The organism is Parafrankia sp. Ea1.12 (assembly GCF_900465275.1).
GTDB lineage: Bacteria > Actinomycetota > Actinomycetes > Frankiales > Frankiaceae > Parafrankia > Parafrankia soli.
Map to the genome: position 1 here is coordinate 1 of NZ_UBIZ01000199.1, position 22,096 is coordinate 22,096.

General features: G+C 73.2%; 17 protein-coding genes and 1 pseudogene. 12 read left to right on the forward strand and 6 right to left on the reverse strand.

From position 1 onward, the window contains the following. Window positions 1-804: 804 nt before the first annotated feature. From FMEAI12_RS06945 to FMEAI12_RS06955, 3 genes are all read left to right on the forward strand, one after another. Window positions 805-3,402 (forward strand): carboxylate--amine ligase/circularly permuted type 2 ATP-grasp protein, encoded by a 2,598-nt coding sequence (locus FMEAI12_RS06945; protein WP_112105392.1) that lies wholly within the window; start codon window positions 805-807, stop codon window positions 3,400-3,402. Between the two features lie 369 nt (window positions 3,403-3,771). Next, entirely contained in the window at window positions 3,772-5,553 is a 1,782-nt protein-coding gene (locus tag FMEAI12_RS06950; RefSeq protein ID WP_112105393.1) for an N-acetylglutaminylglutamine amidotransferase, read from the forward strand. Then, window positions 5,554-7,872, forward strand: a complete 2,319-nt coding sequence (locus tag FMEAI12_RS06955; protein WP_112105394.1) for a prolyl oligopeptidase family serine peptidase — start codon at window positions 5,554-5,556, stop codon at window positions 7,870-7,872. 58 nt (window positions 7,873-7,930) lie between these two features. On the opposite strand, the gene FMEAI12_RS06960 is transcribed toward FMEAI12_RS06955, so the two are convergent. Next, on the reverse strand, window positions 7,931-8,482 hold the full coding sequence (locus FMEAI12_RS06960; protein WP_071066907.1) for a GNAT family N-acetyltransferase: 552 nt from the start codon (window positions 8,480-8,482) through the stop codon (window positions 7,931-7,933). A gap of 341 nt (window positions 8,483-8,823) precedes the next feature. On the opposite strand from FMEAI12_RS06960, the gene FMEAI12_RS06970 reads away from it, so the two are divergent. From FMEAI12_RS06970 to FMEAI12_RS06985, 4 genes are all read left to right on the forward strand, one after another. Continuing rightward, window positions 8,824-9,249 (forward strand): GNAT family N-acetyltransferase, encoded by a 426-nt coding sequence (locus tag FMEAI12_RS06970; protein ID WP_041255763.1) that lies wholly within the window; start codon window positions 8,824-8,826, stop codon window positions 9,247-9,249. A gap of 508 nt (window positions 9,250-9,757) precedes the next feature. After that, on the forward strand, window positions 9,758-11,056 hold the full coding sequence (locus tag FMEAI12_RS06975) for a histidine kinase (protein ID WP_112105395.1): 1,299 nt from the start codon (window positions 9,758-9,760) through the stop codon (window positions 11,054-11,056). Between the two features lie 40 nt (window positions 11,057-11,096). Further along, window positions 11,097-11,825, forward strand: a complete 729-nt coding sequence (locus FMEAI12_RS06980) for a response regulator transcription factor (protein ID WP_112105402.1) — start codon at window positions 11,097-11,099, stop codon at window positions 11,823-11,825. Beyond that, window positions 11,818-12,594, forward strand: coding sequence for a DUF4097 family beta strand repeat-containing protein (locus FMEAI12_RS06985; protein ID WP_112105396.1), 777 nt, complete (start codon window positions 11,818-11,820; stop codon window positions 12,592-12,594). The genes FMEAI12_RS06980 and FMEAI12_RS06985 overlap by 8 nt, the downstream gene beginning before the upstream one ends. 66 nt (window positions 12,595-12,660) lie before the next feature. Here FMEAI12_RS06985 and FMEAI12_RS06990 read toward each other — a convergent pair whose 3' ends face one another. Then, window positions 12,661-13,758, reverse strand: coding sequence for a pectate lyase (locus FMEAI12_RS06990; protein ID WP_112105397.1), 1,098 nt, complete (start codon window positions 13,756-13,758; stop codon window positions 12,661-12,663). Between the two features lie 566 nt (window positions 13,759-14,324). On the opposite strand from FMEAI12_RS06990, the gene FMEAI12_RS07000 reads away from it, so the two are divergent. Both FMEAI12_RS07000 and FMEAI12_RS07005 read left to right on the forward strand, forming a co-directional pair. After that, window positions 14,325-15,056: a TetR/AcrR family transcriptional regulator gene (locus tag FMEAI12_RS07000; RefSeq protein ID WP_200835209.1), complete on the forward strand. Its 732-nt coding sequence runs from the start codon at window positions 14,325-14,327 to the stop codon at window positions 15,054-15,056. Between the two features lie 77 nt (window positions 15,057-15,133). Next, window positions 15,134-15,916, forward strand: coding sequence for an oxidoreductase (locus FMEAI12_RS07005; RefSeq protein WP_112105399.1), 783 nt, complete (start codon window positions 15,134-15,136; stop codon window positions 15,914-15,916). Between the two features lie 190 nt (window positions 15,917-16,106). On the opposite strand, the gene FMEAI12_RS39760 is transcribed toward FMEAI12_RS07005, so the two are convergent. Further along, window positions 16,107-16,475 carry a Tn3 family transposase gene (locus FMEAI12_RS39760; RefSeq protein ID WP_116430197.1) on the reverse strand — a complete coding sequence of 123 codons (369 nt, stop codon included), beginning with the start codon at window positions 16,473-16,475 and terminating at the stop codon, window positions 16,107-16,109. On the opposite strand from FMEAI12_RS39760, the gene FMEAI12_RS07015 reads away from it, so the two are divergent. Further along, window positions 16,394-16,849: a DUF3995 domain-containing protein gene (locus FMEAI12_RS07015; protein WP_071066909.1), complete on the forward strand. Its 456-nt coding sequence runs from the start codon at window positions 16,394-16,396 to the stop codon at window positions 16,847-16,849. The genes FMEAI12_RS39760 and FMEAI12_RS07015 overlap by 82 nt on opposite strands. Before the next feature lie 62 nt (window positions 16,850-16,911). On the opposite strand, the pseudogene FMEAI12_RS07020 reads toward FMEAI12_RS07015, so the two are convergent. Continuing rightward, a pseudogene (locus tag FMEAI12_RS07020) lies at window positions 16,912-17,661 on the reverse strand (nucleotidyltransferase domain-containing protein). Between the two features lie 99 nt (window positions 17,662-17,760). Further along, the gene (locus tag FMEAI12_RS07025) at window positions 17,761-18,540 is read right to left on the reverse strand and encodes a sporulation protein (protein ID WP_071066817.1); all 780 of its coding nucleotides are present in this window, start codon (window positions 18,538-18,540) and stop codon (window positions 17,761-17,763) included. Between the two features lie 335 nt (window positions 18,541-18,875). Between FMEAI12_RS07025 and fdhD the strand changes: the two genes are divergently transcribed. Further along, window positions 18,876-19,736: a formate dehydrogenase accessory sulfurtransferase FdhD gene (gene fdhD / locus FMEAI12_RS07030; RefSeq protein WP_020459906.1), complete on the forward strand. Its 861-nt coding sequence runs from the start codon at window positions 18,876-18,878 to the stop codon at window positions 19,734-19,736. Between the two features lie 94 nt (window positions 19,737-19,830). Next, window positions 19,831-20,403: a hypothetical protein gene (locus FMEAI12_RS07035; protein ID WP_112105400.1), complete on the forward strand. Its 573-nt coding sequence runs from the start codon at window positions 19,831-19,833 to the stop codon at window positions 20,401-20,403. Between the two features lie 64 nt (window positions 20,404-20,467). On the opposite strand, the gene FMEAI12_RS07040 is transcribed toward FMEAI12_RS07035, so the two are convergent. Then, window positions 20,468-21,502, reverse strand: a complete 1,035-nt coding sequence (locus tag FMEAI12_RS07040; RefSeq protein WP_112105401.1) for an aldo/keto reductase — start codon at window positions 21,500-21,502, stop codon at window positions 20,468-20,470. Window positions 21,503-22,096: the final 594 nt, after the last annotated feature.

Sequence of the window (22,096 nt, forward strand, 5' to 3'; positions counted from 1 at the left end):
GCCGCGCTCCGCCGGGCCTCCGCCCCGCCATGCCTCGCCCTCCGCGCGGTCCCAATCGGGATGGGAAACGTTGTGATCTCCGTGCCTGAATACCGTTTCCGTGGCCTGGAGCCGTTGCCGCGACGGTAAATCGGCCCGCGTTTGCGCGGGCGGTGGCTATTCGCCGGAATCGTCTCGCGTACCGCGCGTGGCCGGGTCAGCCGGTGCCCGCGCGGGCCGGATCGTCCGGTATCCGAAACCGGCCGGTGGCCCCGCGTCCGGGCGCCCTGGCGATCCGTGGCCGTCCGGTGGCCGATCCGTGGGCTGCTCCGTGGCTGATCCGTCGCGACACCCGTGGCGATGGAATGTGTGCCGCGGTGACCCCGGCGGAACTGTCGCGCGGGGTTCGGCCGGGTGCGTACCCGGCCGCCCGGAACATGCGCCGCGAGCAGGCAGGACGTGCTGCCCATGGGTGTTTCATCACGGTTTTAACAGGTTCCCTGTGGGTACCACAGCCGTGCCGGCCCAGGGGTGGACGCGTGCTCCGGCCGGCGCGCAGGGCGTTGCCCGCTCCCGGCCCCGGCCGCGTGAGCGGTGGCCGTCCGCGGATTCGGCCTGCATGGAACCGCCATGCGCGGCCGACCGCGCAGGATGAGGTACGGAGCCGACGTGAACATCGAGGACGGCGGCGCGGCCGCGGCGCGGGCGATTTCCGTGCCGGGCGCGGCACCATCGGAGACCGCTCCCGAAGAATTCCGATTCACGGCGACCTGTGACACACTCAGGACATATCGCCGTAACCCCTCGGGCCTAGTGTAGGTATTCATGAGCGACGCGCGGATCGCGGCCGTCGGTGTTGAAGAAGAATTCCACATTCTCGATCTCGCTACCAGACAGCTGGTACCCCGCGCGGAGGAGATTCTGCGCGGCCTCCCCGACGATCAGTTCTCCCCGGAGCTGCTGCGCTCCGTGGTCGAAACCAACAGCCGGCCCTGTACCGACCTCTCCGACCTCCGGGCGGACCTGCTCGACCTGCGCCGCCGCCTCGCCGCGGTCGCCGAGCCGCTGGGCCTCGGCCCCGCCGCGGCGGGAACGGTGCCGATCGTCGACATGTCCGTCCTCGACGTCTCGCGGGACGCGCGCTACATCCAGATGACCGAGGAGTACCAGCTCCTCGCGCGCGAGCAGCTCATCTGCGGCGCCCAGGTCCACGTCGACGTCGCCGACCGCGACCTGGCGATGGCCGTCACCGCCTGGGTGGCGCCCTGGCTGCCGATGCTGCTGGCGCTGTCGGCGAGCTCGCCGTTCTGGCGCGGCGCCGACAGCGGCTACGCGAGCATGCGGACGATGGTCTGGCAGCGCTGGCCGACCGCCGGCGTGGCCGGGCCGTTCCGCACCGCCGCCGAGTACGACCAGCTCGTGGCGGACCTGGTGAAGTCCGGCGTCATCAGCGACCCGGGCATGGTCTACTTCGACGTCCGGCCGTCCGCGCACCTGCCCACCGTCGAGCTGCGGATCTGCGACGCCTGCCCGGACGTCGACAACGTCATCCTGATCGCCGGCCTGTTCCGGGCGCTGGTGTGCCGGGCGATCGAGGCGGTCGAGGCGGGCGCACCGGCTCCGCCGCCGCGCGCCGAGCTGCTGCGCGCGGCGACCTGGCGCGCGGCCCGCTCCGGCATCGAGGGCGACCTCGTGGACCTGTCGGGCACCGGCAGCGTGCCGGCCGAGGAGCTGCTGCGCCGGCTGCTCACCGAGGTCCGTCCCGACCTGGAGAAGGTCGGGGACTGGGACCTGGTGCGTGACCTGGCCGAGGCGGCGGTGGGGCGGGGCAGCGCCGCGTCCCGCCAGCGCCGGGCTTTCGCCCGCCGCGGCCTGCTGACCGACGTCGCGGACCTCGTGCTGGCCGAGACGCGCGACTCGCCGGCGTCGGCGGTCCACCCGCCGGGCACCGTCCCGTCGGTGGGCGCGGGGGCAGCGCTGCCGCCGCTGCTGGACCGCTACCAGCCGTCCGGGTTCGACGAGGTCATCGCCGAGGGCGGTGGCGTCCGGCCGCACTACCGCGGTGTGGTGCGCACCCTGGACCGCCTCGGCCCGGCGGTGCTCGCCGAGCGCGGCGAGGCCATGCAGGCCGAGCAGATCGAACGTGGCGTGGTCTTCCGGGTGAACGGCGAGTCCGAGCGGCGCCCGTTCCCGTTCGACCTGGTTCCGCGGGTCGTCACCGCGGGCGACTGGGAACGCCTGCAGGCCGGGCTCACCCAGCGCGTGCGGGCACTGGAGGCGTTCCTGCGCGACACCTACTCCGAGCGCGCCGCGGTCGCCGACGGGGTGATCCCGGCCTGGCTGGTGAACGACTCGCCGGGGCTGCGCCACTCCGGTCGGGTCCTCTCCGGCGACGGGTCGCCGCGCTCCGGCGGCGTGCGGGTGACGGTGGCGGGCATCGACCTCGTCCGCGGCGCCGACGGCAAGTGGCTCGTGCTGGAGGACAACCTGCGGGTGCCGTCCGGGATCGCCTACGCGATCGAGGGCCGGCGGCTGACCCGGTCGGCGCTGCCTGAGCTCAACCCGCCCGGCGCCATCCTGGGGGTGGACGCGGTGCCGGCGCTGCTGCACGAGGCGCTGGTCGCGGCCGCCCCGCCGGCGGTGCGCGGCGAGCCCGCCGTCGCCGTCCTCACCGTCGGCGAGGAGGACTCCGCCTACTACGAGCACGCCTTCCTCGCCGAGGAGATGGGGGTGCCGCTGCTGACCCCGGCCGACATCCTGGTCGACGACGACGTGCTCTACGCCGTCGACGGCGGGCGGCGGCGCCGGATCGACGTCCTCTACCGGCGGGTGGACGAGGACGAGCTGACGGGACTGCCGGGCGCTGACGGGCTGCCACTGGGCCCCGGGCTGCTGCGCGCGGTGCGGGCCGGCACGCTCGCGCTGGCGAACGCGCTGGGCAACGGGGTCGCCGACGACAAGGTCGTCTACGCCTACGTCTCCCGGATGATCACCTACTACCTGGGTGAGCAGCCGCTGCTCGACGACGTCCCGACCTATGTGTGCGGTGACCAGGAGCAGTGCGCGCACGTCCTGGAGCACCTCGAACAGCTCGTCGTGAAGCCGGTGGACGGCTACGGGGGCTCCGGGGTGGTGATCGGCCCGCAGGCCGAGCCGTTCGAGCTGACCGAGGTCCGCGAGCGGATCCTGGCCGACCCGCGGGGCTGGATCGGCCAGGAGATGGTCGCCCTGTCGACCCATCCCACCTGGGTCGACGGTGAGCTCCAGCCGTGCGCGGTCGATCTGCGGGCCTTCGTCTACGCCGGCCGCGAGACGGCGGTGGTCGCACCGGCCGCCCTGAGCCGGGTCGCGCCGCCGGGCAGCCTGATCGTCAACTCGTCCCGGGGTGGCGGGTCGAAGGACACCTGGCTGCTGCGTCCCTGAGCGTGCCCGACGGCCGGCGGTCCCCTGGGCCGCCGGCTGTCGGCGTTCTGGCGGCACCCGCCGTGCGGCCGCGCGTCGGCGTGCGAGCGGGCGGGGGCGGGCCGCCGGGCACGTGGGTGTAGCCGGTTGTGGCGGTTGGTGGCGGATTGGCAGGTTCCGCGACCGGCGCTGTCGCGCACCGCAACATCCTTGTCATTGTGGTGAAACCTTGGCCGTCGAATGTGGTCCTCGGCATGGCACCGCGCCACCCGTCGTCATCGCGGGGCATCCGCCCCGTCGGTCCCGGCGGGTCCCCGGAACCGGGTGGGCGGACGTCGTCGAGGAGGGGAAGAACGGCCGTCTGACCAACCGATCGACGGGAGCTGGACCATGTGCGGGCTGAGCGGGGAGCTGAGGTTCGACGGCCGTGAGGCGGACGTCGCCGCGGTGGGGCGGATGACCGCCGCAATGGAGGCGCGGGGCCCGGACGGGGTCGGCCTGTGGGCCACCGGCCCGGTGGCGTTCGGCCACCGTCGGCTGAAGATCATTGATCTGTCGGAGCGGGGCGCCCAGCCCATGGTCGACACCGCGCTCGGCCTCACCGCGGTGTTCAACGGTTGCATCTACAACTACCAGGAGCTGCGCGACCGGCTCGTCGACGCCGGCTACCGCTTCTTCTCCACCTCCGACACCGAGGTGATCCTCAAGGCGTACCACCACTGGGGCCCCCGGTGCGTCGACCACTTCGCCGGCATGTTCGCCTTCGCCGTGTACGAGCGCGACACCGGCCGGCTCGTCCTCGTCCGCGACCGGCTCGGGATCAAGCCGCTCTACGTGACGCGCGACCCGCACCGCCTGCGGTTCGCCTCGACCCTGCCGGCCCTGCTCGCCGGCGGCGGGGTGTCCTCCGACATCGACCTGGTCGCCTTCCACCACTATCTGTCGTTCCACTCGGTGGTCCCGCCGCCGCACACGATCCTGGCCGGCGTGCGCAAACTGCCGCAGGCCACCATCCGGACCGTCGAGGCGGACGGCACGACCCGCGACGAGGTCTACTGGCGGCCCGACTCCACCCGTCAGGAGGAGCACGCCTCCTGGACGGCGGACGACTGGCGGGACGCGGTCGGCGAGCGGCTGCGCACCGCCGTGCGCCGGCGCATGGTCGCCGACGTCCCGGTCGGGGTGCTGCTCTCCGGCGGCCTGGACTCCAGCCTCATCGTCGCGCTGCTCGCCGAGGCCGGCCAGCGTGACCTCGCCACGTTCAGCGTCGGTTTCGAGGCCGCCGGCGGCGAGTCCGGCGACGAGTTCCACTACTCGGACATCATCGCCCGCCGCTTCGGCACCGACCACCACCAGATCCGCGTCCCCGGCGACCGGCTGCTGCCGGCGATCGACGCGGCCGTCGCCGCGATGAGCGAGCCGATGGTCAGCCACGACTGCGTCGCGTTCTACCTGCTCTCGCAGGAGGTGGCCCGGCACGTCAAGGTCGTGCAGTCCGGCCAGGGCGCGGACGAGGTCTTCGCCGGCTACTCCTGGTACCCGCCGCTGGCGACCGTCCCGCGCGGCGACGCCGTCGACGCCTACCTGCGGGTGTTCGCCGACCGGCCGCACGCCGATCTGCCGGCGATGGTCGAGTCGCACCACCTCATCGAGGGTGACGCCAGTCGGCACTTCGTCGCCGAGCGGTTCGCCGAGCCCGGCGCCGAGACCTCGGTCGACGCCGCGCTGCGCATCGACTCCACGGTGATGCTGGTCGACGACCCGGTGAAGCGGGTCGACAACATGACGATGGCGGCCGGCCTGGAGGCCCGCACGCCCTTCCTCGACCACGAACTCGTCGAGCTCGCCGCCGCGTGCCCGCCCGAGCTGAAGCTCGCCTCCGGCGGCAAGGGCGTGCTCAAGGACCTCAGCCGGCCGCTGATGCCGGTGGACGTCATCGACCGGCCGAAGGGGTACTTTCCGGTGCCGGCGATCCGCCACCTCGACGGCCCGTTCCTCGCCCGGGTCGCCGACGCGCTGACCGACCCGGTCGCCCGGAGCCGCGGGCTGTTCCGCAAGGACTGGGTCGACGAGATGCTCGCCGACCCGAACTCGAACCGTACGACGCTCGGGGCGAACGCGCTCTGGCAGGCCGCCCTGCTCGAGATGTGGCTGCAGACACAGGGGGTGTGAATGATCCGTCCGGTCGAGTCGGCGCTCACCGGCATCCCGTCCCGGACCGCCGCGGCGCGGTCTGAGACCACCGCGGCACCGGCTGGCGCCCTGCCGGCCGGTGCCGTCCCGGTCCAACCGGTGGACTCGCCGGTCCTGGGAGCGGCCGAGCCGCCGCTCCCGGCACCGCGGGACCTGGTGGACGAGTGGGCCGCGCCGCCGAGCGTGCGCGGGCCCTCACCCGGCCCGGACGGCTCGATCGTCTTCGTCGGGGACGCCACCGGACGCCCGGCCCTGTGGGTCCGCGCGGCCGACGGGACGGAGCGGGTCCTCGACACCGGCCCGGCGCACGTCCGGTCGGCGCTGTGGTCCCCGGACGGCGCCTGGATCGCGATCACCGTGGCCCCGGGCGGCGGGGAGCACACCGAGGTCCACCTTGTCCGCCCGGACGGCACGGCGGCGCACCGGCTGGCCGGTGGCGTCCGGCCCGGCACGGCGGGAGCCGTGGAGGCGTGCGCGGCCACGGTCTCCCGGTGGGCGGCGGGCGGCCGGCTGCTCGTGGTCACCGAGTCGGCCCGCTCCGGGCTGACCCACGCGGTCGCCGTCGACCCGGCCGGCCACCGCCGCCACCTCGCGGTGGGGCTGGCCCTGCAGGTCTGCGCCGTCCACGAGACCGCCGACCGGTGGCTGCTGCTCCTGCGGGAGGGCCCGCGGGGCGCCCGGCGTGTGCTGGTGGCCCGGGTGGACGCGCCCGACCCGCTGGCACCGGCCGCCGCCCCGCTCGAGGCGTTCCCGCTCAACGACGAGATGGCCGGCGGAGCGGCCGGCAGCGGGGGGACCGCCGGAGGGGTCGCGACCGAGGCGTTCGAGGTCGCGGGCGGCACCGCCACGGCCGTCTCAGGCACCTTCGCCGCGGACGCCTCGCGTGCCCTGCTCGCCTGCGACCTGGGCCGCGAGCGGCCGGGCCTGCTCGAGGTGCCCCTGGACCCGCACGGCCGGCCGGGGCCGACCCGACTGCTGGCCGGCCGGGACGACGCGGACCTGGAGCGCTTCCTCCTCCTCGCCCCGGCCACGGCCGTGCTCGGCTGGAACGTCGGCGGGCGCACCGAGCTCGCCGTCCACAGCCTGGACGACGGGACGTCGCGGGCCCTGCCGCCGCTGCCGCGCGAGGTGGTCACCGGCCTGCTCCCCGGGCCCGGCGGGGCGAGCCTGCTCCTGGCGCTGGACGGCTCCACCGTCCCCGGCGAGGTGTGGACCTGCGACCTGACCGGCACCGCGGCGGGCATTCCGCCCGGCACCGCGTCGGACGCCCCGGACGGCACCTCGGCGGGCACCTCGGACAGCGGCGTGCCGGCCTACCGCTGCCTGGTCTCGCACACGCCGACGGCGTACCCCACCGTCGAGATCACGGCCGTGGCCGCGAGCGGGACGCACACTGCGGGCCCGGGTCCGGGCCCGGACCCGGCGGGGGCGCCCGAGGTGCCCGGCGGGACGGAGGACGTGGGCTACCGGTTCGTCCGCCCGATCGCGCGCCGGTTCCTCGCGCACGACGGCCTGGAGCTCACCGGCTGGTGGTACCGCCCGCGGGTGGCCCCGGGGCCGGTGCCCACCCTGCTCTACTTCCACGGCGGCCCGGAGGCGCAGGAGCGCCCCGTCCTCAACCCGCTCTTCCACGCGCTGCTCGCCCGCGGCATCGCCGTGTTCGCGCCGAACGTGCGCGGCTCCACCGGGTTCGGTCGCTCGTTCGAGGAGGCCGACCACCTGGCCGGCCGCTTCGCCGGCATCGCCGACGTCGCGAGTGCCGTGACGCACCTGGTCACCGAGGGTCTGGCCGCGCCGGGCCACATCGGCGTGGCCGGCCGGTCCTACGGCGGGTACCTGACGCTGGCCGCGCTGGTCTGCCACCCCGAGCTGTTCGCCGTCGGTGTCGACGTGTGCGGGATGGCCGATCTGGAGACCTTCTACCGGCACACCGAACCGTGGATCGCCGCGCCGGCGGTCACCAAGTACGGCGACCCGGCGACCGACCGTGACCTGCTACGGGCGCTGTCGCCGCTGCACCGGATGGATGCGCTCGCGGCCCCGCTGCTGGTCGTGCACGGGGCCAACGACACCAACGTCCCCGTGTGTGAGGCCGAGCAGACCGTCGCCGCGGCCCGGGCCCGCGGGATCCCGTGCGAGTACCTGCTCTTCGAGGGCGAGGGTCACGAGGTCGCCGAGCGCGCGAACCGGCTGGTGTTCGTCCGCGCCGTGGTGGAGTTCGTCGCGGCCCGCCTGACCGGCGCGCAGACGCCGGCGGACACCCACGGCGAGGCCGTCCGACCGATCGAGGCCGTCTGACCGAATCGAGGCCGTCTGACCGATCGCGCCCGCGGCGGTCGGCAGCGGTTGGCGCCGGTCAGCGGCGGACGGACGGGCCGGTGGGCTGGTCCGCTCGTGCGCGTTCCAGCAGGAGCAGCTCGCCGGCCTCCTCGTCGTGCGCCCGGCCGATCACCGACAGGCCCAGCCGGCGCGCGACGCTGACCGACGCGTCGTGCGCCGGCGGGACGACGGCGAGCACCCGCCGGACCCGTGGGTCCTCGAACGCCCAGTCGAGCAGCAGCCGCCCGCCCTCGACCGCGTACCCGCGCCCGGCGAACTCGGGGTAGGTGGCGTAGCCGAGCTCTACGGTGCCGTCCGCGTCGGGCGGGCCGGACAGCGCCGGTGACCCGACCGCGGCCCCGGTGGCACGGTCGACGGCGAGCCAGGCCCACCAGCCCAGCTCGGCCGGGCTGGCCGCCAGGCGGTCGCGCGTCCGGGTGAGTGCGCCCTCCTCCAGCGGGGGAGCCGCCAGCGGGTCGGGGAAGACCGCCCCGGTGGCCCGCTGCGCGCCCGCGCGGTCGCCGCCGAGCAGCGCTCCCAGCGCCTCGACGGTCAGCGGCCGCAGGCACAGCCGCGGCCCGTTCAGCACCGGGCCGCCCCCGCCGACCGGCGCCGGGCCGCCTGCGCCGGGACGGGGTGAGTCGGGACAGTGTGGGTCGGCCGTCGACAACGCTGCTCCTGAAGGCATCCTGGGGTCTCTCTGTGTACGCCCGTCCGGTGTGGGCGGGCCCGCGTGACCGGCGCCGATCTCCCGGTCGCGCTGGGGACCCTAGCCGGGGGGTCCGACAGTTCGCGAGGCGTTTTCGGCCCGGGCGGCGTGTCCGAGCCACCGGACGAGTGCCGCGTCTCGGGCGCCGCACCCGGCGGGATGTACGCCGTCCACACAGCGCCGTCCACACATCACGCCATCGAGCTGTAACAATGCGTAATGTGAAGATAGAGGAGCTGGAGGCCGAACGCACCTGGCTGGCTTTCGATCCCATGCGGCAGCTGCGTCCTCATCTGACCTCGACCGGGTTCGTCAAGCTGGTGAACGAGGTGCAGCGTCCGCAGGGGTACCGCCTGGTGGGGTCGTGGGACGGCGAGACCGGGAGGGTCGTGGCGGCCGTCGGCTTCCGGGAGAGCAGCTCGCTCGCCTACGGCCGGCACCTGCTGGTGGACGACCTGACGACGATGCCCGGCATGCGCGGGCGCGGGCACGCCACCCGGCTGCTCGCCTGGGTCGAACGGGAGGCGAAGCGCCTGGGCTGCGCCCAGATCCACCTGGACGCCGGTACGCACCGCCACGAGGCCCACCGCCTCTATCTGCGCAACGGCTACATCATCCCGTCGTTCCACTTCGCCCGCCGCCTCTGAACCCTCCCCGCCGGCTCTGAGCTTCTCCGTCGGCTCCGGCCCCTCCGCCGTCGTGTGTCGCCCGTCCTGTCCCGGTACCCCGCCGTCCTCTCCCGCCATGGCGCATGATCATCGCGACCGGGGGGTGAAACCTGCTGTTAGCTGCACAAGCTCACCACCCGGCACGCGAGAACCACGACGTGCGAGAGGCGAGGCGGCATGACCAGGCGCTACCAGGCGCTCACATGCAACGGTGCGGTTAGCCCCCGGACGAACTGACGGGCCAGCTCCGTCGCCGGGGCCGGCACCGGCGATCTACCGTCGGCACAGACGGTCCTGACCCGCCCGTCGGGCCCGGGCCCGACGGGCGGACGCGGCAGCGGACGGAGCAAAGGTGAGCGAGGTGCAGGTCGGCGCGTCGGCGGCACCAACGCCGGATGGGCCGGCGGGACGGTCGGACCAACCGGCCGCCTCGCCGCCCGTGGCGATGGTGCCCGGAACAGTGGCGCCCGGAACAGTGGCGCGTGGGGTGCGTCGGGCGCTCGTGGACGCCGCGCGGGCGACCTACGGGCCGGCCGGCTGGACCGCCACCATCTTCGTGGCCCAGTCGGCGGTGGTCGCCACCGTGGCCTTCGTCGTGGTCCTCGTCGCGATCGCCGCCGGCATCCCGATGATGTTCGTGGCGCTTCTCGGCCTCCCGCTGGTGTGGTTCGCCCTGTTCAGCGCGCGGATGGCGGCGGTCGTGGACGCCTGGCGGTTCCGGGTGGTGCTCCGCCAGCGGCTGTGGCTTCGTCCCCCGCCGGGCTCGGTGCCCCCCGGGACGCCCCCCGCCGACACCCCGAGCTGGTTCCGCCGCGGCTGGCTCCGGCTGCGCGGCCCGGGGAACTGGCTGGAGGTCCTCTACGCCCTGGTCATCCTGCCGCTGTTCGGCTGGCTGGGCGCCTGGGTGGTCTTCTGCGCGTGGGGCGGCGGGCTGTCGTTCCTGATGTTCCCGCTGTACGGGCACGCGCTCGCCGACGGCGGCCGGGTCTTCGGGATGAACCTGGGCTACGGCGGCTCGCTGGCGTTCCACGTGGGCGTCGGGCTGGTCGTCCTGCTCGCCGCGCCGTGGATCGCCCGCGGGGTGGTCGCCGCGCACCTCGCGCTGGCGCGGCTGGTGCTCTCCCCACCGGGCGATCCCGAGCTGCTGGCCCGGGTGGACGACCTGGAGTCCAGCCGGGCCGGGATGGTCGCCGCGGCCGCCGCCGAGCGGCGCCGCATCGAGCGGGACCTGCACGACGGCGCCCAGCAGCGCCTCGTCGCCGTCGCGATGACCCTGGGCCGCGCCCAGGCGCGCTTCGCCGACGACCCGGACGGCGCCCACGGGCTCATCGCCGAAGCCCACGCGGAGACCAAGCGGGCGCTGGTCGAGTTGCGGGACCTGGCCCGCGGGATCCATCCGTCCGTGCTCACGGACCGCGGCCTGGACGCCGCGCTGTCGGGCCTCGCCGCCCGCTCCCCGGTACCCGTCACCCTCGACATAGAGGCCACACCGCGGCCGGACATCTCGACCGAGTCGGTGGCCTACTTCTTCGTCGCGGAGGCGCTGACCAACATCGCCCGCCACGCGCAGGCCCGGCACGTCCGCATCGCCGTGCGCCGGGCCGGGAACCGACTGACGGTCGAGGTGTCCGACGACGGGCGGGGCGGGGCCAGGGAGGGCGCCGGCTCCGGGATCGCCGGCCTGCGTGACCGCGCCCGCGCCGTCGACGGCGCGTTCGAACTCGTCAGCCCGCCCGGTGGCGGGACGACCCTGCGGATGGAGCTGCCATGCGGGGACGCGACATGACCGGGGCCGGCCGGCCCGGGGCGGTGACCCGGTGAACATCATGATCGCGGAGGACTCCGTGCTGCTGCGGGAGGGGCTGACCAGGCTCCTCGAGGAGGACGGCTGCACCGTCACCGCCGCGGTCGGGGACGGCGAGAGCCTGCTGCGGGCGGTCGCCCGGATCCAGCCGCAGGTGTGCGTCGTCGACGTCCGCCTGCCGCCGACCTTCACCGACGAGGGCATCCGCGCCGCGCTCGTCCTGCGCCGGCAGTGGCCGGACATCGCGGTGCTCGTGCTGTCCCAGTACGTCGAGGAGCGCTACGCCGTCGACCTGATCGCCGGGCAGGCACGGGGAGTCGGCTACCTGCTCAAGGACCGGGTTTCCGACGTCGCCGACTTCCGCGAGGCGCTGCACCGGATCGCCGCCGGCGGCACCGTGCTCGACCCGGAGGTCGTCACCCAGCTGTTGCTCCGCTCGCGCCGGCGGGACCCGCTCGCCAGCCTGACCAGACGGGAGTCCGAGGTGCTGGCGCTTATGGCGCAGGGCCGGTCGAACACCGCGATCGCGGCCGCGCTCATGGTCACCGAACGGGCGGTCGAGAAGCACGTGACCGGCATCTTCACCAAGTTCGATCTGGCCCCGGCCGAGGACGACCACCGTCGCGTGCTCGCCGTCCTGCGCTTCCTGGACTCCGCCGCCGCCGGCGGAGTCGGCGGCGCCGGCGCCCGCGGCGAGCGGCCGGCCCGTCCGGCGGGCGCGCGGGCGAGCGCGGGGCGCGGCGATGTCTGAGCCGGGCCGGCGGGCCGCGCTCGCCGTCGGCGCGCTGCTCGCCGTCGTGGGCACCGCGGTCTGCGGCGTGCAGACCGTCGACGAGACGTCCGGCGAGGTGCGGCGGGTGGAGCACCGGGTGTTCTCCGGTGACGTCCAGATGGTCCGGGTCCACACCAACTCCGGCCGCATCCAGATCGCGGGCGCTGCCGGGCGCGTCGTCGACGTCGAGGGCAGTCTCGCCGGGACGGTCTCCGTCCCGGCGATGTCGGCCGAGGTCCGTGACGGCGTCCTCACCCTCGACGCCGACTGCGGCGGGGGGTTCTGGGACTGCGAGGCGTCGTTCGCGGTCCGCGTGCCGGCGGGCATCCGGGTGGTCGCCGAAACGGGCTCCGGCGAGGTCGAGGCGACCAACCTGCTCTCCGCGGCGACACTGCGCAGCGGATCCGGGACTGTCCGGGTGGACGGTGCCCGTGCCCAGCTGACGATGTCGACGGCCTCGGGGAACCTGCGCGCGGTCGGCGTCACCGCCACCGAGGTCGACGCGTCCACGGCGTCGGGGAACGTGCGCATCGAGCTGGCCACCGCCCCCGAGGACGTCTCCGCGCACTCGGCGTCGGGCAACGTGCGGATCACCGTGCCGGACGACGGTGAGGTGTACGCGACCGAGGTCCACACCGGGTCGGGTAACACCCTGGTCGGTGTGCGAACGGACCCGCTGGCGACGCGCCGCCTGCGCGCGTCCACCAGCTCGGGGAACGCGGAGATCGACTACGCCGACCCGACCTGACCGGCCGGATCGGCGTAGCGGCCGGCCCGCCTACCGGTAGTCCTACCGGTAGTCCTACCGGTAGGACTACCGGTAGGCGATGTCGGACGGCGTGTAGCGGCAGTACGTCCCGTCCGCCCCGCTGCCCGTCTTCGTCGGCTCGGAGCCGCTGCTGTTGCCGGTGTAGCGGTCGCAGATACTGATCTTCCGGCTGCTGTCGCCGACGATGGTGACGCCGGACAGCTGGGCGGAGTCCCCGTAGTTCGTGTTGACGCCGACCAGCGTCTTGCCCGGCGCCGTCACGGTGACGTTGCGGACGACGACGTGCCGGGCGTACTGCTTCGAGCAGTTCCCGCACGACCGGTACAGCTTGCCGAAGTCCTGCACCTGGAAGTTCTGGATGACCATCGTGCCGGGCCCGTTGTGCTGGAACACCTTGTCCGAGGCGCCGCGGGCCCCGCCGCCGTCGATGGTCATGGTCTGTGCCGCGGACATGCCCCTGAACGTCGCCGCGTCCTCGCCGACGTCCTCCCACCACACGTTGCGCAGGGTGCAGGTGCCCTTGCAGTGGATGCCGTCCGCGGCCGGCGACCCGATGATCACGTTCTGGACCGTTCCGCCGTCGGCCACCTCGAAGATCGGGTCCTGGCCCTCCTCCTGGCCGCCGTCGCTGACGCCGGAGTAACGCCTGAGGCCGCCGTCGAACGTGCCCGTCACCGAGATGGTGCTGCTGACGTCCACGTCCGCGGTGGCGCGCGGCCAGCTCGGCAGCGGCCCCTGTGACGCGGGCGCGCCCGGGCTCGCGGAGGTCGTCGGCCCTGCGGTCGGTGCGGTGGTCGGGCTTGCGGGGGCCGACGGTCCGGCGCTCGGCGTCGCGGTGACCGGCGGCGCCGACGGCGACGGGCTACCCGGCCCGGCTGTCGGTGTCTGCGTGACCGGAGCGGTCGGGCCCGCGGTCGGCGAGGACGTCGGTGCCGGAGCGCCCCCGCCACCCACCGGGGTGCCGTCGAACGGCTGGCACCCGGCGAACAGCGTGCCGGCCCCGAGGGCCAGCGTCGCCATCAGGACGGGGACGCCCCACCCGGCCCGCGGACGCGCTCTGCGCGCCGGGCCGGCCGGTGCCGCCTCCCCGCTCGAGGTCGATTCCCCCCGGTACGTGTGTCTGGTGCTTGTTCGGCGTGCCACCAATGTCGTCCTTTCAGCGGCGGCCACCAGCCGACCCGTCTTCGCCCCTCCTCGGTGGATGCCGCTCTTCCGACGCTTCCACCCGAACTGTCGCTGTGGGGGGTCGGAAGGTTGCTCTCGGCGTCGCCACTTTCCGCACAACACAGAATGCTCGCGGTCACCCGGCGGGTTGAAGGAGCCTCGGGTCGTCGATCGACGATGAACTCGATGAGTTCTCGCGCCGGAACGGGTCTGCACAGTGAGCCGCTCGTCACGTGGAGTCCTGAGCAGGCATGACCCAGATACGCCAGAAACCCGCCACGAGATGATCTTGAGCGTCTGGCGGGTCGCTCACGGCGCCGAGGCCGCGGTGGTCTGGTCATCTCCTGCTCCCGCAGATGGAGGACCATGGACAGCATGGAGTCGTCGGTGACGCCCGCGCCGCCGATGGTCTTGCCGCGCTTGCGGGCGCTCTCGTGACCTTCGAGGGTTCGGTCGCGGATGTACTCGCGTTCCAACCGGCTGTCCACTGCGGTCGCGGTGTACGACCTCGGCGTCCGGATGCAACGTCAGCGTCCATCCGCATCATGACGTTCTGGTCGCGGCACGTCGCCGAGATCCTCGTCCCGGTTCCGCGCTGTTCGACCAACATCTTCAGTGGTCTTCAGGCTGGGCGTGGGGCTGACCGTCGAGAAGGACAGCTATTTGACCTCAAGGTCAAAATACTGTTGGGTAGCGCCATGGGTAGGCCGAAGCAGTTCGATCCGGACGTGGCGGTGGACCGCGCGATGGGCGTGTTCTGGCGCAAGGGGTACGCAGCGACGACGCCTCAGGACCTCGTGGACGAGATCGGCATCGGCAAGGGCAGCCTGTATAACACCTTCGGCAGTAAGCATGCATTGTTCGAACGGGCGCTGGCGCGCTACCAGGACTCGCAGGCCGAGTGGCTGGAGGCACTCCTCGACCATCCCGGTTCGACGAAGGACCGGCTGCGGGGCGCGCTGGAGGCGCTGGTCGAGCTCGACTTGGGCGATCCGGATCGGCGCGGCTGCATGGCGGTCAACACCGCCGCCGAGTCGGCTCCCTCGGACGCCAAGACGGCTGACACTGTGCGCAAGATGTTCGCGCGTACGGAGAGTGCGTTCCGGGCGACCGTCGAGGAAGGCCAGCGGGCCGGCGAGATCGACGGCGGCCGTGACGCGGCGGCGGTGGCCGCCTGGCTACTCGCGACGGTGATCGGCATGCGAGTACTGGCGAAGACCGCCGAGAATCCCACGCAGTTGAGGCGGGTCGTGGACGCAGCGATGGGGTCGCTCTAATCAGTGTTATCGCCCGACGCCCCTTTTTTGTGGACGTGTTTTGTACCTATAGTTCAAAAATCTGCAAGGAGTCTGACATGGAGCTCAATCTCGTCGGCAAGACAGCGGTCGTCACCGGGGCCAGCCGAGGTGTCGGCCTCGCGATCACATGGCAGCTCATCGCAGAGGGGGTCCGCGTAGTCGGTGCGGCCCGCACGATCACGGCCGAACTGAAGGATGCCGGCGCCCACCCGGTCGCGGTCGACCTCAGTACGCCGGAAGGCGCCGAGGAGTTGGAGGCGCAAGCGCTTGCCGAACTCGGCGGCGTGGACATCCTGGTCAACAACCTCGGCGGCGGAGACGCGTTCACCCTGAACGGGTTCCTCGCGACCGACGACGCCCTATGGGCGCAAAGCTTCGAGGTCAATCTGTTCGGCACGGTCCGGGTCACCCGACGACTGCTGCCGAGCATCCTGGAACGCCGCGGCTCGGTAGTGAACATCTCGTCGATGAGCGCGCGCCTGCCCGGCACGGGCCCGATCGAGTACGGCGTCGCAAAGGCGGGCCTCAACGCTTTCGGCAAAGCGCTGTCCGAGGAATTCGGACCCCAGGGCGTACGCGTGAACACCGTCTCCCCCGGCCCGACGCGTACCGGCATGTGGGAGGACGCTGACGGCTTCGGCGCCCGCCTCGCCGAGGCGAACGGCGTCGGGCACCGCGAGTTCGTGTCCGGGGTGCCCATGGCGATGGGCATGACCACCGGCCGCATGGTCGAACCCAACGAGGTCGCGGCCGTCGTCGCCTTCCTCGCCTCGGACCGCGCGGCAAGCATGACCGGCGCCGACTACCTCATTGAGGGCGGTGGCATCAAGACGGTGTGAGGCGCACGACGGGGGGACACTGGCATACGTTCGGGACCCGGCCTGCAGGTCTTGGGCGAATGCCGGTGGCCGCCTACGCGTCCTCCGTTTCCTGGTCGCCAGCCGGGTCGTGGAACGGCCGCAGCCCGCCGGCGGTGTCGGCGCTGGCCCAGCGTCCGCACTGCTCAGCGGGCATAGAGTGATTCTTCGGTTAGGGACTGGTCGGTGGCATCCACCGGAGTGCGTGGGCCTCACCGAAGCGGCGGATGTGCGCGGTCAGGTACGGCGAGATGTGGGCGAGATCTTCGGGGGCGATGACGTGGCCCTCCTCCTGGAGCTGGCGCACGATCTCGGCGATGTCCAGGGCATTGTGGAAGATGGCCGCGTTGGCGGCCAGGGCGTTGAACTTCGCGGTCTTCTCGTGCTCACCGACAACGACCCCGGCCAGGTGGCCGGGAGCCGTGACCGTGCCAGACTGCGGGCGTGAGCATCGCGGCGGTGAGTCGGTGGACGGGCGCGGCGGGCCTGGCGGGAGCCGGGGTCCTCCACGCGGCCTGGGGCGCCGGGTCGAGCTGGCCACTGGCCGACCGGGCGGCGCTCGCCGACGCCGTCGTCGGCCGGCCGGCCGTGCCCGGCGCCGGTCAGTGTTTCGCCGTCGCGGGTGCGCTGGTCGCGGCGGCCGCCGTCGTCGCGCACCCGCCCCGCCGCATACCGCGCCTGGACGCCCCGCACCGCGCCGGCGTGACCGGCGTCGCCGTGGTGCTCGCGAGCCGTGGGCTGCTGGGAGCGGCCGGCCGGACCGACCTGGTCTCCCGGGGCTCCGTCTCCGACCGGTTCCGCCGGCTGGACCGACGCTTCTACTCGCCGCTGTGCCTGGGCCTGGCGGGCCTGTCCGCCGCCGGCGTCCTGCTCGACCGCGCGGACGCCGCCCAGGACGCGGCGCCGGCCGGCTAGGAGCTCGTCCGCGTTGCTGGTCGGAACAAGGCTCCCGGGTAGCTGCGACGGGGCCCCGTCGGTTACCGCAGCATCGAGCTCCCGAAGGCGCGCACGGCGTTCACGGCCCCGGCGAGGGCGACGGGATCGATGGTCAGGCCGGCGATGATGCCGTCCACCTCGCGTATCCCGGCGCGGTCCAGCAACTGCTTCTCGTTGGTGACCCATTCGCCGCGCGCGGCGAGGATCGCGTGCGCGTACTCCGACGCGGCGACCGCGAGCAGACCCGCACACTGGGCCGAGCGCCCATACGGTACGTGGTTGCGCTCGGCATACCCGAGGGTCAGCGCCGCCCGGCCGGACCAGACCGGCGGTGCCGAGCGGCGCAGCGCCTCGGGATAGGCCGGCCTGGGCAGCGATCCGAACAGCACCCGGTTGACCGCGAGTTCGCCGACCACGAGACAGCTGGGGATGCCGGCCAGATGGAACATCAGCGGCTCGATGCGGAACTCACCGCATTCGGCCCTCGTGAGCTGCTCCTCCACGACGGCGAGATCACGGTAGTGGACGTCCACGGATCGGCCGGCGATGGTCAGCCACGCGCCGCCGTTGAACACACCACCGCCCCAGCCGCCGACCTCCGATACCGCACCCTCGTGACCGAGGTCTCGGAGCGTGCGGGTCGAAGCGGTCGCGGTAGTAGATCGCGAAGTCCCATCGCTGTTCGCTCGCTGGGTTGCCTGGGCGCGCGAGCCACCGAGCGCCACCGCCTCGACGGCGGGCAGGCCGATCAGCTCCCGGGCCACTTCGTCGAGGAAACGATCATCGTTCATGGTGCTCACCCCGTGTGGTGACCGGCCCAGTCCGGCAGACGCCGGCCGGGACCCGGCCGGCATCCGGCACGGCCCGGTCGGCACCAGACCGTGGCCCGGTCAGAACCAGCCGCGGCGCGCGCCGAGGGCCTGCAGCTGCTGGTGCAGCGCGCCGGCGAGCTGGTGGCGGTCGGTGTCGTGGTGGCCGACCCGGAACCGGCTGAGCTGGTCGCCGCCGGAGGAGAGCAGCCCGCCGCGGCGGTCCGCCTCCAGGACGACGTCCATCCCGTTGCCGTCGACGAGGAAGGTGACCTCCAGCTCCTTGATCCGCCGGGCGTACTCGCCGGACGGCTTGAGCTCGATCTCCTGGTAGAAGGGTAGGTCGGAGCCCTGCAGGCGGCCCTTCTCGACGTCCGCGGTGTGGAAGTGGAAGCCCAGGTCGCCGAGCGCGGCGAGCACCGCCTCCTGCACGGGCAGCGGGTGCACCGACACCGGGTCCAGGTCACCCGGGTCCAGCGCGCCGGGGATCGACAGCGTCGTCCGCACGCCGATCTTCATCCCGCGCAGGTGCCAGCCGGCGACGTCCGTGATCGGCGTCTGCCACGGCACCGGCAGCTCGAAGCGCCCGGACTGCTCCTGCCCGGGCTGGATGACGAAGCCGCCGCCGATCTGCTGCGTACCGAAGGTCACCTGCTCGTACCAGGTGGAGTCGTCGGTCTCGACCTCGACCGTCGCCTCCAGCGCGACGAGCACCTTCTCGATCTCCTGCTCGACCTTGCCACCCTTGATGGTGGTCAGTCCGGTCACCACTGCGCCGGGCAGTGCGTCCGGACGGTCCAGCACGGTCTCCACCTCGGCGGCGCCGACCCCGAGCCGCGACATGAACCGCTTCATTCCCATCCCTCTTCAACCCTTTCGTTCGAGAGTCCCGATCGTCCCGTGGCGGGCAGTGACGATCCCACAGCCCCACACTCCGCCCCATAGCTGTAGCAGGTGCACGCCGCCCCGCCGCCTCGCGTCGCCGAACAGACACCCCTGCCGCGCCCCGGACGTCCCCCGTCCCACAAACGTCACCTGGCCCGGAATGGCGGGCTCTGGCTGACGGTGGATGGTTTTCCGGTCGGGTGTCCCGACGCGCTCGGTCCGTCCTGATGCGATCGCCGAGGATGCCGTGAACGTGGCGTCGAAGGCTCGACATGATGGATTTCTCGTCCCTCCTGGGGGACCGTGTCGCTATGGGGCGAGCAAGCGCGCGACGCCGGGTCATGCGGGTGACTCTGGGGGCGGAGCCGACGCTTCGGCCCGACACCGTCGTCGGGGAGGAACCGCTCGAGATCCGGGTCGGCGGCCAGCCCCTGGCGGTCACCATGCGGACCCCGGGCGACGACATGGACCTCGCCGTGGGCTTCCTGATCGGGGAGGGCCTGATCGCGACCGCCGCGGACGTCGCGGGCATGCGCTACTGCGCCGGCAGCGAGGGCGCCGTCGACGGCGAGGGCCGGCTGACCTACAACGTGCTGGACGTGACCCTCGCCCCCGGCGTGCCCGAGCCGGAGGTCGACCTGCGGCGGAACTTCTACACCACGAGCTCGTGCGGGGTGTGCGGGCGGGCGAGCATCGACGCCGTGCGGCTGCGCGGGCGGTACGAGATCCGCGACGACCCGCTGCGCATCACCGCCGAGGTGCTCGTCGACCTGCCGGGACGGCTGCGCCGCGCGCAGCGGCTGTTCGCGACGACCGGCGGCCTGCACGCCGCCGCCCTCGCCGACGCCGACGGCGAGGTGCTGGCGGTGCGCGAGGACGTCGGCCGGCACAACGCGGTCGACAAGGTCGTCGGGTGGGCGGCGCGGGCGGGGATGGTGCCACTGCGGGGGCTGGTGCTGCTGGTCAGCGGCCGGGCGTCGTTCGAGCTGGTGCAGAAGGCGCTGCTGGCCGGGATCCCGGTGCTCGCCGCGGTGTCGGCGCCGTCGGCGCTCGCCGTCGACCTGGCGGAGGAGTCCGGGATGACGCTTGCCGGGTTCGTCCGCGGGTCGTCGATGAACCTCTACGCCGGGACGCACCGGGTGATCCTGCCGGCGGTCGCCGCGGCCCGGTGAGATCCCGTCCCGGGATGGGATCTGGGCATGTCGGAAGCGGACGAAGGGGACGAGGTCGCCGGGCCGTCCGAAGCACCGGATAGCATCCTCAACCGTGACCTGCATCGTCGGTGTGGAGCACGACGGACGGGTCGTGATCGGGGGAGACAGCGCCGGCGTAGCCGGCTGGTCGATCACGGTCCGGGCGGATACGAAGGTCTTCCGCAACGGCGAGTTCGTCATGGGCTTCACGGACTCGTTCCGGATGGGGCAGCTGCTTCGGTACAGCCTCGTCCCGCCCGTGCCGCACAGCTGGGACCTCGACCGCTTCATGGCGACCGAGTTCGTCTCGGTCGTCCGTGACTGCCTGCGCGACGGCGGTTTCGCCCGCAACGACGCCGGCAACGAGTCGGGTGGGCTGTTCCTCGTGGGTATCCGGGGGCAGCTGTACCGGATCGACTCCGACTACCAGATCGGCCGCACCCTCGACAACTACGACGCGGCGGGCTGCGGCGAGGAGTACGCGCGCGGGTCGCTGCACAGCACGGTGGGGGAGGAGCCCGAGGAACGGGTCCGCAAGGCCCTGGAGGCCGCCGCCCACCACTCGACCGGGGTCTGCCCGCCGTTCCACATCCTCTCCGACGACGCTCACGACCCCGGCGAGCACGGCGGTCAGCCACTCATGTAACCCGGTGCCGGCCCGCTCACAGCCGCGATTGCCTGAGCCGCGGCTCAGGCAATCGCGGCTGTGGTCAGGGGCGGCGCATCCGCTCCGCCGCGACGGCCGCCCACGAGGCGGGGCCGGTCAGCGGCTGGAAGTTCTCCGCGGCCGAGGTCAGCGCGTCGTACTCGGCGTCGGTCAGCTCGATGTCGGCGGCCGCCGCGTTGCTCTCCACCTGGGCCACGCTCGACGCCCCCGGGATCGCGACCACCGACGGATGGTGGATCACCCACGCCAGCGCGATCTGTGACGCGCTGGCGCCGTGCGCCGCTCCGACCTCGCGCAGCGTGTCCAGCAGGGGCGTCAGCCGGGCCAGGTTCTCGGTGAGAAACAGCGGGTTCGCCATCCGCACGGCGCCGGTGGGCCGGCTAGTGACGTCGTAGCGCCCGGAGAGCAGGCCCTGCGCCAGCGGGCTGTAGGCGATGATCAGGCGTCCTTCCCGGCGGGCGTACGGCAGCAGGTCACGCTCCGGCTCGCGGCGCACCAGGCTGTACTGGACCTGGTTGGACAGGACGCGGTCACCGAGCGCGGCCTCGGCGGCGCGCCAGCGCTCGAGCGAGTAGTTGCTGACCCCGACCTCGTCGACGAGGCCGACCCGGCGCAGCGCGGCCATCCCGCGCATCGTCGTGCCGTCCCGGACGACGGGGTTGGGCTGGTGCACCTGGTACAGGTCGATCGTGCGCACGCCGAGCCGGTTGGCGCTGCCGACCGCGCGCTGCTCGACGACCGGGGCCAGTGGCAGCACCGGGAAGATCTTGGTGGCGACGAACGCCTCCTCGGGTGCCACGGCCGTCTCGACGATCGACTTGTCGGTTCCCGGGTGCACCCCGTCGCCAGGGGCGGCCGCCAGCGCCTGGCCGAGAATGCGTTCGCTGCGCCCGAAGGCGTACATCTCGGCCGTGTCGAACAGCGTCACGCCGAGTTCCAGGGCGCGCCGGACGATCAGGGCCGCGTCGGTCTGTGCGTAGGCGGAGCCGTAGCCCCACTCCCGCGAGCCGAACTGCCAGGTCCCGAGCCCGATCTTGGAGATCTTCTTCGTGGTGGAGACGCCTGCCGCGTAGCGCATGAGAACAGTCAACGCCAGGTGCGCACCCGGGGCGAGGGCGGAGTCCGTTGTGTCATGGGGCGTGATGGGCGCCGGTGGGGTCGGATGCGCAGCCGTGGCAGGCCCGTCCTCGGCGGCTGGCCGGCAGGACGAGCCGCTCGCGCAGCTCCTGTCCTGGTATTCGGCTCTGCCCTCTCGCCGTTTGGTTTCTTCCTCGCCGTTTCGGGGGTCGATGTCGGCTGATTCCAGCCTGATAGGGCGAGAAGGTCAGCAAAGGGCAAGTAGGCCGCCTGATGCAATGGGCGTTTTGTCTAATAGATGACAGTATGTCCCGGACTGCTGTGGTCGGAGGTCGCTGTGGTCATCGGGGTTGGGGATCGCCGGCCCGGTGGCCGTACCCCCGGTGGCCGTACCCCCACGGCGCCACGGCGCGACGGCGCCACGGCGCGACGGCGCCACGGCGCGACGGCGCCACGGCGCGACGGCGCCACGGCGCGACGGCGCCACGGCGCGACGGCGCGACGGCGCGACGGCGCCACGGCGCCACGGCGCGACGGCGCCACGGCGCGACGGCGCCACGGCGCGACGGCGGCACGGCCGGCCGTCAGGCCCGGG